At 64.1% G+C, this 10,810-nt stretch carries 9 protein-coding genes; 3 read left to right on the top strand and 6 right to left on the bottom strand.

All coding sequences use genetic code 11. The annotated features are described in order from the left end of the window. Nucleotides 1-373 precede the first annotated feature (373 nt). A complete protein-coding gene (locus GTP90_RS32995; RefSeq protein ID WP_254452159.1) occupies nt 374-4,228 on the top strand; it encodes a two-component regulator propeller domain-containing protein in 3,855 nt (1,284 codons plus the stop codon). 9 nt (nt 4,229-4,237) lie between these two features. On the opposite strand, the gene GTP90_RS32990 is transcribed toward GTP90_RS32995, so the two are convergent. From GTP90_RS32990 to GTP90_RS32965, 6 genes are all read right to left on the bottom strand, one after another. After that, a complete protein-coding gene (locus tag GTP90_RS32990) occupies nt 4,238-4,579 on the bottom strand; it encodes a DUF1840 domain-containing protein (RefSeq protein WP_161087478.1) in 342 nt (113 codons plus the stop codon). 171 nt (nt 4,580-4,750) lie between these two features. Further along, nucleotides 4,751-5,257 carry a hypothetical protein gene (locus GTP90_RS32985; RefSeq protein WP_161087477.1) on the bottom strand — a complete coding sequence of 169 codons (507 nt, stop codon included), beginning with the start codon at nt 5,255-5,257 and terminating at the stop codon, nt 4,751-4,753. Next, complete coding sequence (locus GTP90_RS32980) at nt 5,257-6,963, bottom strand: M1 family metallopeptidase (RefSeq protein ID WP_161087476.1); 1,707 nt, start codon at nt 6,961-6,963, stop codon at nt 5,257-5,259. Before GTP90_RS32980 ends, GTP90_RS32985 begins: the two co-directional genes overlap by 1 nt. A gap of 42 nt (nt 6,964-7,005) precedes the next feature. Then, the gene (locus GTP90_RS32975) at nt 7,006-7,350 is read right to left on the bottom strand and encodes an SDR family NAD(P)-dependent oxidoreductase (protein ID WP_161087475.1); all 345 of its coding nucleotides are present in this window, start codon (nt 7,348-7,350) and stop codon (nt 7,006-7,008) included. Between the two features lie 78 nt (nt 7,351-7,428). Further along, nucleotides 7,429-8,940 carry a YifB family Mg chelatase-like AAA ATPase gene (locus tag GTP90_RS32970; RefSeq protein ID WP_161087474.1) on the bottom strand — a complete coding sequence of 504 codons (1,512 nt, stop codon included), beginning with the start codon at nt 8,938-8,940 and terminating at the stop codon, nt 7,429-7,431. A 97-nt stretch (nt 8,941-9,037) separates the two neighbouring features. Next, nucleotides 9,038-9,277 carry an accessory factor UbiK family protein gene (locus tag GTP90_RS32965; RefSeq protein WP_008444917.1) on the bottom strand — a complete coding sequence of 80 codons (240 nt, stop codon included), beginning with the start codon at nt 9,275-9,277 and terminating at the stop codon, nt 9,038-9,040. Nucleotides 9,278-9,555: 278 nt separating this feature from the next. Between GTP90_RS32965 and GTP90_RS32960 the strand changes: the two genes are divergently transcribed. Together GTP90_RS32960 and GTP90_RS32955 are read left to right on the top strand one after the other, a co-directional pair. Then, nucleotides 9,556-10,320: a TorF family putative porin gene (locus GTP90_RS32960; RefSeq protein WP_161087473.1), complete on the top strand. Its 765-nt coding sequence runs from the start codon at nt 9,556-9,558 to the stop codon at nt 10,318-10,320. Between the two features lie 11 nt (nt 10,321-10,331). Then, nucleotides 10,332-10,670 carry a P-II family nitrogen regulator gene (locus tag GTP90_RS32955; RefSeq protein ID WP_092279474.1) on the top strand — a complete coding sequence of 113 codons (339 nt, stop codon included), beginning with the start codon at nt 10,332-10,334 and terminating at the stop codon, nt 10,668-10,670. Nucleotides 10,671-10,810 lie beyond the last annotated feature (140 nt).

Here is a 10,810-nt window from a genome sequence, read left to right as displayed (position 1 = left end):
CCATCCCGAACAGGACCGTGAAACAACTCTGCGCCGATGATAGTGCTGCAACCAGTGTGAAAGTAGGTTATCGTCAGGCTAGTTATATAGAAAAACCCCCACCAGCCAGAACGCGCTCAAGATCGCGTTCGGTGCGGGTGGGGGCTTTTCGCATTCCACGGCCATTTGTTCGGCGCGGCACTGCCGCGCTTCACTATAGAAAACCCCCCGCCAGCCAGAACGCGCTCAAGATCGCGTTCTGTGCAGGTGGGGGATTTTTTTCGTGCGGATTTATCTTTGTGCATTAGAATGGCTTGCATCACGGAGACGCAGCCCTATGCCAGGTTACGCAATACGGTTTATCTTTTTATGCGGCTTGCTCTTGCCGGCGCTAATGTCCGTCGCGGAGGCCGCGCCGCTCAGCCTGCGGTTTGAACATCTCGGCATCGAGCAGGGACTGACCCAGGAATCCGTGACCGCCGTCCTGCAGGACCGGCACGGCTATATGTGGCTGGGCACGCAGGCCGGCCTGAACCGCTACGACGGCTACCGCACCACCGCGTTCAAAAACGATCCTGCCAATCCCCACAGCCTGCTCGACAACTATATCCATGCCTTGTATGAAGACGGCGATGGCACGATCTGGGTCGGCAGCAAGGGGGGGCTGGACCGCTACGACCCCGCCACCCAATCGTTCATTCACCAGCCCGGCAAGAACGGCAACCTGACAGTATTGAGCATTGCCGGCGATGGCCAGCAGGGTTTATGGCTGTCCACCAGCGACGGCTTGCAGCATCTGGATATCGCCAGCGGCCAGGTGCGGACGCTGCGCCACGCGGCGGCCGATGCCGACAGCATCGCCGACGACCGTGTCGGCGCGCTGGTGCGCGACCAGCGCGGCAATCTGTTGGTGGGCACGGCCAGCGGCGTGGAAATGCTGGTGGCGGGCGGCAGCAAGTTCCGCCACTTGTCGCCGCAGGACGGCGCCGCGCCATCCAACAACATTCAGGCACTGTCGATCGGCGCCGACGGCGTGTTGTGGGCGGGCACGCTGCGAGGCTTGCAGGCCTGGCGCCTGGGCAGCGACAACGCCGAGCGCATCCCGCTGGCGCCGGCCGATGCCTTGCACGATCAACGCATCACCGCGCTGCTGCATGACAGCGATGGCGTGCTCTGGGCCGGCAGCTATGCCGACGGCTTGAAGCGGCGCGATCCGGCAACGCGGCGTTTCTACACCTATCGGCACAACAGCCAGGACCGGCATGGCGTGGGCGACAACCAGATCAGCGCGCTTTACCAGGACCGCACCGGAACGCTGTGGGTCGGCACCTGGTACACCGGCCTGGACTGGGTGGACCTGACCAGCGGCGGCTTCGAGCGCTATACCGAGTATCCGGGCGTGATGCCCAGCATTAGCAACAACAAGGTCCGCGTGGTCATCGGCGCGGGACCCAACAAGTTCTGGCTGGGCACCGGCAACGGCTTGACCTTGCTCGACATCGTCAAGGGCAATACCGAGGTCTGGCGTCACAACGAACACGACCCGGCCAGCCTGCCGGGCGACCAGATCCAGGCGCTCCAGATCGATCAGCGCGGCCGCTTGTGGGTCGGCAGTTCAACCGGGCTGGGCCGGCGTGACGCGGCAGGCGGCCCGTTCACGCGCGTGGTGCTGGACGCCGATCCCGCCGCGGCAACGATACAGCGCATCCTGCTCGACCGCGCCGGCGCGATCTGGGTGGCGTCGCGCGCGGGGCTGCACCGCGTCGATCCGCAAACCGGCGCGATCAGCACGTGGCGCCACGACCCCGCCGACCCGAACAGTTTGGATGGCCGCATCTATTCGCTGATGGAGGACAGCCATGGCGTGCTGTGGCTCGGCACGGAGAACGGTCTCGACCGCTTCGACCGAAGCGCCGGAAAATTCCGCCACTATCACCACGAGCCCGGCAAGGCGGACAGCCTCAGCCACAAGCGCGTGCATTACACCTACGAGGACGACAAGGGACGCCTGTGGATAGGCACGGCCGCCGGCTTGTGCCGCGCCGAGCAGGGCGCCGACGGCGAACTGCATTTCCGCTTTTATCCGACCAGCAGCGGCCGCGCGCCGGACCCGGTCGGCGCCATCCTCGCCGACGAGCACGGCCATCTGTGGATCAGCAGCACGGCCGGCCTGACGATGCTCGATCCCGCCACCGGCGCGTTCAAGGAGTACACCTCGCGCGACGGCTTGATCGACGGTTCCTACTTCATCGGCTCCGCCTACAAGGCGGCCGACGGCATGCTGTTCTTCGGTGGCCTGTCCGGCCTGACGGCCTTTCATCCATCGCGCATCCGCGACAACCCGCACGCGCCACCGGTATCGATCACGGATTTTTCCATCTTCAACCAATCCATCCTGACCGGGCAGCCGCGCCCCGACGTGCTGGAGAAGGGGCCGATCTACGAGGCGCGCACGCTCAGGCTGGGCTACCGCGACGCCGTGTTTTCGTTCGAGTTCGCCGGCCTGCATTACGCCGATCCGCAGCGCAACCGCTTCGCCTACCAGCTGGAAGGCTTCGATCCGCAATGGGTGACGGCCGACGCCGGCAAGCGCTTTGCCACCTACACCAATCTCGACGCCGGCCGCTATGTGTTCCGCGTCAAGGCCGCCAACAAGGACGGGGTCTGGAGCCGCGAGCCGGTGGCGCTGGAGGTGATCATCGCGCCGCCGCTGTGGAAGACCTGGTGGTTCCGGCTGCTGATGCTGACCCTGGCGCTGGGCAGCGTGTACCTGCTGTTCCGCATCCGCATCCGCATGCTGGTGCGCCAGAAGCATGCGCTGGAGGTGGAGGTGGGCAACCGAACGCGCGAGCTGGTGCAGCAGAAGGAATCGATCGAGCGGCAGAAGCGCGAAGTCGAGCACCAGAAGGAAAGCGTGGAGCTGGCGCACCGTAACATCTCCCTGCTGTCCGACATCGGCCGCCGCATCACGGCCAACCTCGACAGCGAGGCCATCATGTCGATGCTGTACCAGCAGGTGCATGCGCTGATGGACGCCAGCGTATTTGGCATCGGCATCTACCGGCCCAAGGAAGAGCTGATCGAGTATCCGTTCGCGATGGAAAAGGGCAAGCGCTACGCGCCGTACACGCGCAGCATGCGCGAGCCCAACCAGTTGGCGGTCTGGTGCATCAACCATGCGCAGGAAGTGTTCATCAACGACCTGGAGCACGAGTATCCGCGCTACATCAGCCATCTTGCGCTGGTCTCCGGCGCCGACGACATGGGCACGCTGGAGGACGGTTCGCTGCCGACCGAGCCGTGTTCGCTGATCTACGTGCCGATTTCGGTGGCCGGCCAGGTGCGCGGCGTGATCACCGTGCACAGCTACCGCAAGCACGCCTACCAGCGCATCGATCTCGACATGCTGACCACGCTGGCGTCGTACGTGGCGGTGGCGTTCGCCAACGCGGATTCCTACCGGCAGTTGCGCGACACGCAGCAGCAACTGGTGGAGCGCGAAAAGCTGGCGGCGCTGGGCTCGCTGGTGGCCGGCGTGGCGCACGAGCTGAACACGCCGATCGGCAACAGCCTGGTCATCGCCAGCACGCTGGAGGACAAGACCCAGGAGATCGAGCAGCGCCAGGCGGGCAACACGCTGCGCCGTTCGGACCTGAGCAACTTCATCGAGGCGTCGCGCGAGGCGTCGACGCTGCTGATGCGCAGCCTGCACAACGCGGCCGAACTGGTGAATAGTTTCAAGCAGGTGGCGGTGGACCAGGCCAGCGCCAAGCGGCGCCATTTCAACCTGCACCAGGCCAGCCAGGAAATCGTGACGACGATGAAGAACCAGATCCGCAAGGCCGGCCATCAGGTGGAACTGGAAATGCCCGACGATATCCAGATGGACAGCTTCCCCGGCCCCTACGGCCAGGTCATCATCAACCTGATCAACAACGCGCTGTTGCATGCGTTTGAAGGACGCAGCGGCGGTGTCATCAAGATATGGGCGGTGCGGCTGGGGCCGGACCGGGTGCGGATTGTGTTCCAGGACGACGGCAAGGGCATTCCGCTGGAACACCAGGCGCGCATCTTCGACCCGTTCTTTACCACCAAGCTGGGGCAGGGCGGCAACGGCCTGGGCTTGAGCATCACCTACAACATCGTCACCTCGCTGCTGGACGGCAGCATCCGGGTGGACAGCGCGCTTGACGTGGGCACGCGTTTTACGCTGGATCTCCCGCTGACGGCGACGCTGGCGGGAGACTGAAAGACGGGCTTAGACGCCCCAGATGATGCTCTCGTTTTCCTGCTTGGCCGAGCGCAGCATTTCCAGCAGCGGGAAGGCGCGGGCGGCAAAGCCGACTCTTTGCATCACGGCATGTTCTACCGTCTCGCCGTCTTCCTGTTCGTGGGCGTGCACATCGTGCTCGACGTCCGTCTCCGGATGCAATTTACTGGCTGCAACTTCGTTTTCCAGCACCGACAAAGCCTCTGCCGCTTCCTGCGCCGTGATGACACCGCGCGTAGGATTTTTGTGGAGCAAGTCCAAGATGCGCTGAGCATGTTCCTGGTACATCAGCACTTCCGGGCTGGACTTCGATTTGAAGGAAATTAACATAGTGTGCTTTCTTAATCTTGTGGTGGAACGATAGCACGGTGCACCGTTTCTTGCCGTAGCGGTAGCCGTAATCGAAACATTAGGCCTTGGGCATTACTATACAAGAGGTCAACCCGTCCGTATGAGCGGTAGCGCACATCGTTAAGCCATTCCTAAGTCCCGCGCCGCGTTTCAGTTCAGTTTGAAGGAACCGAGATAGGTTTCGACCGTATCCTGCACGATGTTCTTGTCGCGGCCCATGACGATGACCTGGTAGATCCGCTTGTCCCTGGCGACGAAGTGGCCGATCAGGCGCATCGCCTCGCCGTTCTGGCTGCCCTTGGCCTCGACATCGAGCGTGGCCTGCTTGCCGTCGGCCGATGATTTATTGCTGGTGACGGTGGCGCCGATATTGCTGACCAGCGCGGTCTTCATCGCCTCGATCGCGGCCGGGCCCTGGGCCGCGTCCGGCACCTGGGCGCTGCCGACCGCGAAGATCACGCCGTTGACCTCGGCCGCCGTCATCGTCATGTTGACCGCCAGCGTATCGAGCTGGATGCTGCGGGTCTGGCTGGCCGGCTTGCCCGGGAACAGCACGGCGTAGGGCGCGTCGCTGCTGCGGTAGTCGCGCCAGTCGTATTGCGGGCTGCAGGCCGACAGGGCGGCCGCCAGCATCAGCGCCAGGGAGATTTTCTTCATCAGGACTTGGCTTTCTTTTTACGTTGTTCTTCCTGGCGCCGCCAGTCGTCGATCTGGGCTTGCTGGCGCAGCACGCGCGAGTTCGGATCAATGGTGTACAGCGCTTGTGGCGGCAGCGTCAGCTCGCCGGTGCCGTCGGCCATGGCCAGTTTCTCGATGCGGCCGTTGACGCGCACTTCCACCGGCATCGGGAAGGCGCCGCCATCCTTCAGCTTCCAGCTCAGCTTGAGCTGTTGGCCGTGGCGTTCCTCGACCAGCTCAGGCAACGCGGCGTGGTACAGATAGGCGTCGAAGAACCAGCCCAGGTCGCGGCCGCTGGCCTCGTTGGCGAGGGCGATGAATTCCCGGGTGCTGCCGTAGCGCGGCGCGAAGTTGCCCGGCTTGGGCGCGTCGGTGCCGTAGACCAGGCGGCGCGTGGCGCCGAAGAAGGCGTCGTCGCCGATCAGGTTGCGCAGCGTGTGCAGGATCAGCGAACCCTTGGTGTAGATGTCGTTGCCGGGCCCGCCGCGCTTGTCCTCGTAGACGTCCTCCACGCGCTTGCTCTTGCCGCTGACCACGGGCACCTTGTTGAGCAAGGACTTGCGCTGCGTGAACAGCTCGGCCTGGAACTCGCGCTCGCCGCGCAGGTGCTCCAGGTACAGCGGCTGCATATAGCTGCCGAAGCCTTCATGCAGCCACATGTCGTCCCAGTCGGCATTGGTCATCTGGTTGCCGAACCACTCGTGCGACAGTTCATGATGCAGCAGCCAGTCGTAGCCCATCGGCGACTTGGCGTAGCCGTTGCCGTAGGCGTTGATGGTCTGGTGTTCCATGCCCAGGTGCGGCGTCTCGACCACGCCCATTTTCTCGTCCCCGAACGGGTAGGGACCGATGCGCGCCTCGAAGAAATCGAGCATCGGCGCGAATTCGGCGAACAGGCCCTGGGCTTGTTCGCCGTGGCCCTTCAGGTACCACATGCGCAGCGGGATCTTGTTGCCGTAGCGGCTGTCGTACTCGCCGGACAGCAGTTCGTACGGGCCGATGTTCAGCGCGACGCCGTAGGTGCTGGGGTTCTTGGCGCGCCAGTGATAGGTGCGCCAGCCGTTCTTTTCATCCATGCCAAGCGCGACGCCATTGCCCGCCACCACCAGCGGCGACGGCACGCTGATGTGCAGGTCGATCAGCTTGGGCTTGCCTTGCGGGTGGTCGATGCAGGGCCAGAACAGATCGCAGCCTTCGCCTTCGACGGTGGTGGCGATCCACGGTTGGCCGTCCTCGGTTTTACTCCAGGTGAACGCGGCGTCCCACGGCGCGTGCGAGGCCACGTGCGGCACGCCGTGGTAGCGGATGCGCACGGTCGTGCGGGCGCCGGCCGCCAGCGGCGTGGGCAAGGTCAGGTAGAGGCGGCCTTCCGGATTGCTGATCGCCGACGGCGCCAGCTGCACGCCGTCCACGCTGGCGAAATCGATGGGCAGGTTGCGGTCCAGCTCGACCGCGATGCGGGTCAAGGGAGCGCTTGCCAGGAAAGTCAACGCGGCGTCGCCGCTGATGCTGCGGGTGGCGGGATCGACGCGCAGCGCCAGGTCGGCCTGCTCGAACGTGACGGCCAGTTGTTCAGGCGCGCGCGGGTTGCCGGAGTTGCCGGTGAAGTCGGTCAGCGGCGGCTGGGTGCTGGCGCAGCCGGCCAGCAGCGCGCCGGCGGCGAGGTAGAGGGGCAGGCGTGTCATCGATTTCCCGTCGGGTTGTAAGGGTAGCAAGCAATATAGCAGCTAGCCCGGCGAAGAGGTGATGCTTAGCGCTGGCATCGGCAGAATTTCGCATGGGGATGGCCCGGCTTCGCGCGCGGGGTCGTGAATGCTGCCGTCGTTATAAACGTCGTCGATGCGGCCGAACACGCCCAGGGTGGCGCGCACCACGCCGAGCCATCCGGCGGCCGATGACACGTCGGCATCGAGCGCGGCCGCGCGTTGGCCGAGCATGCGCGCGGCGCGCCGGCAGGCGGCGTAGTCGGCGCCGACCAGCATCACGCGGGCGCCGTTGGCGATATAGAACTCGGCGCGCGCCCGGCCGTCGGGGCGGTCGGCGCCGGTGACGATGAATGCTTGGTTTTGCATGTGCCCTCCCGGATTGATGAGTGCACTGTAGGCTGTCCGCGCGACGGCGGAAATCCGTTCCTTGCTTTGGAATTGCGTTCAGCGGTCGCGCAGCGCGCGCCGGTACTGGAGTGCCTCGAGGACATGGTTTGCGAGGATGCGCTCGCTGCCGGCCAGGTCGGCGATGGTGCGCGCCACGCGCAGGATGCGGTGGTAGGCGCGGCCCGACCAGTGGAAGTGCTCCATGCCTTGCTTCAGGCTGGCCTTGCCGTGGCGGTCGAGCCTGCAGTACTGGTCGATTTCGCGCGTGCTGAGGTATTGGTTGCGCTTGCCCTGGCGTTGCAGCTGGATATGCGCCGCCGCCTGCACCCGCGCGGCGATCACCCGCGATGGTTCGCCGTCGGCGTCGGCCGCCAGGATCTCGGGATCGACCGGGCCGACTTCGATCTGGATATCGATGCGGTCCAGCAGCGGGCCGGAGATGCGGCCCTTGTAGCGCTGGATGATGTCCGGCGAGCAGCGGCAGACGCCGCTGATGTGGCCGTCGTAGCCACAGGGGCAAGGGTTCATCGCGGCGATCAGCTGGAAATGCGCGGGGAAGTCGGCCTGCCGCGCGGCACGCGAAATGGTGATGCGGCCCGACTCCAGCGGCTCGCGCAGCACGTCCAGCACATTGCGCGCGAATTCGGGTAGCTCGTCGAGAAACAGCACGCCACGGTGCGCCAGCGAAATCTCGCCCGGCCTCGGCACGCTGCCGCCACCGACCAGCGCCGCGCCGGACGAGGTGTGATGCGGCGAGCGGAACGGGCGGCGCTTCCAGTGCTCGATGCGGAAGCCGCCCGTCAGCGATTGCACGGCGGCGGCCTCCAGCGCTTCCTCGTCGGTCATCTCCGGCAGCAGGCCGGCAAAGCGCGCCGCCAGCATGGTCTTGCCGGCGCCCGGCGGGCCGACCAGCAGAACCGAGTGGTTGCCCGCGGCCGCCACCTCCAGCGCCCGCTTGACGAACAGCTGCCCCTTGACGTCGGCGAAGTCGGGATACTCCTGCTGCGTCACCAACGGCGCCGATTCATGGCGCGACAGCATCGACTCGACCGACTTGGCGGCAAAGTGGCTGCACACCTGCAGCAGCGATTGCGCCGGGTAGATGGCGGCGTTGCCGACCAGCGCAGCCTCGTCGGCATTGGCCAGCGGCAGGATGAAGGCCAGGGTGCCGCCGTCGCGCCGCGTGGCCAGCGACATCGCCAGCGCGCCGCGTATCGGCCGCAATTCGCCGGACAGGGACAGCTCGCCGGCGAACTCGTACTGGTGCAGGCGGTTGGAGGGAATCTGTTTGGACGCGGCCAGGATGCCCAGCGCGATCGGCAGGTCGAAGCGGCCGGATTCCTTCGGCAAATCGGCCGGGGCCAGATTCACTGTGATGCGTTGTGCGGGAAATTCAAATCCGCCATTCTGGATGGCGGCGCGGACGCGGTCCTTGGCTTCCTTGACCTCGGTGTCGGCCAGACCGACGATGGTGAAGGCGGGCAGCCCATTGGCCAGATGCACTTCGACGCTGACCTCCTGCGCCTCCATGCCCGCCAGGGCGCGGCTTTTGAGTACGGCTAGGCTCATGGGTTAGCGGACGGCCAGTGGGATACCAGCCACCAGCGTAGCCCAGGCCCGCCGCGGTGCTTTGCGCTAGCCCAAAAGGGCGCAGCGCGGACCGGCTTTATTGACCAGCTTTGGCTTCCAGTTCCGCCAGGCGCGCTTCCAGCGCTTCCAGCTTGGCGCGGGTCTTGGCCAGCACTTGCGCCTGCACATCAAACTCCTCGCGCGTCACCAGGTCCAGCTTGGCGAAACCCTGCGTCATCATCGACTTGACGTTCTTCTCGATGTCCTTTGCTGGTGAGTTTTCGATGGCCTGATTGATCTTGCTTTGCAAGTCATTGAAAAAAGTATTCATATCCATAATATTCCTTGATCTAACCGGCCTGGCACTGCACCATTGCAGTGCGCTTCGGCCTTATTGTGGTGCGAAGTTCGTAAAAATCACCGCCGCACCCATCCCATTCTCACATTTCTTTCAAATGCGGTCCCGTTGCCGATGTCGCTGCGGCAGCTATCACCTCGACAAGATTAGCTGGCACGCATTCTGCTAAAGAAGCCATGAACGCTTTATCGCTTCGCTTCACACAGGATTTTAAACCGCAACTGCTAAACAAGTTCAACTACACAAGGAAAACAACTATGAAAAGCTTGAGCAAGAACTTCACCCTGATCGCAGCGTTGACTTTAGCATTCGCCTCCATGAGCGCCAGCCTGGCGCGCGCCGAAGACGCGACACCCGCGCCCGAAGCGAAACCAGACAACGAAGTCAGTTTCAACGCTGCCGTTGTCAGCGACTACCGCTACCGCGGCGTATCGCAGAGCCGCCTGAAACCTGCACTGCAGGGCGGCGCGGACTACACGCACAATCCAACCGGCTTCTACGCCGGCACCTGGTTGTCCACCATCAAATGGACCAAGGATGCGGGCGGCGATGGCAATGTCGAATGGGACCTGTACGCCGGCAAGCGCGGCGAGATCGTCAAGGACGTCAGCTACGACGTCGGCGGCCTGTACTACTACTATCCGTCCAACGGCCTGCACCCGAACGCCAACACCTTCGAATTGTACGGCCAGATCGGCTACGGCCCCGTCACGCTGAAATACTCGCAGTCGACCACCAACCTGTTCGGCTTTGCAGACAGCAAGAACAGCGGCTACCTCGACGCCTCCGGCAACTTCGAACTGGCCGACGGCTATGTGCTGAACGCGCACGCCGGCCACCAGAACGTAAAACACAACGGCGCCTCCAGCTATACCGACTACAAGCTGGGCGTGACCAAAGATTTCGGCGTAGTGACGGTGGCATTGGCGGCGGTCTATGCCGACACGAAAGCCTACGTCGGACCGGACGGGAAGAACCTGGCTAAAACCGGGGCTGTCCTGACCATTTCCAAAACCTTCTAAGCGAGGCCCGTATGAAACTGATTACCGCCATTATCAAGCCGTTCAAGCTCGATGAGGTCCGCGAGGCCCTCTCGGCGATCAACGTGCAAGGCATCACCGTGACCGAGGTCAAGGGCTTCGGTCGCCAGAAAGGCCACACCGAGCTGTACCGCGGTGCGGAATACGTGGTGGACTTCCTGCCGAAGACCAAGATTGAAGCGGCGGTGGACGACGCCGTCGTTGAACAGGCGATCGAAGCCATCGAAGGCGCCGCCCGTACCGGCAAGATCGGCGACGGCAAGATCTTCGTGTACAACCTGGAACAAGTCATACGTATTCGTACCGGCGAAACCGGCAACGAAGCTCTTTAAGGGGAAGATTGATGAAAAAAACTATAACAACGTTGCTGGCTGGGGTTGCCGTCCTGTTCGCGCTGTCCGCGCCGGTGCACGCCGAGGACGCCAAGCCGGCGGCTTCGGCGCCGGCCGCTTCCGCGCCGGCCGCCGCCGCG

The sequence above is a fragment of the Duganella vulcania genome, from assembly GCF_009857655.1.
GTDB lineage: Bacteria > Pseudomonadota > Gammaproteobacteria > Burkholderiales > Burkholderiaceae_D > Rugamonas > Rugamonas vulcania.
The sequence above is the reverse complement of the archived record's forward strand: the minus strand, read 5'-3'. Positions and strand labels throughout refer to the sequence as shown.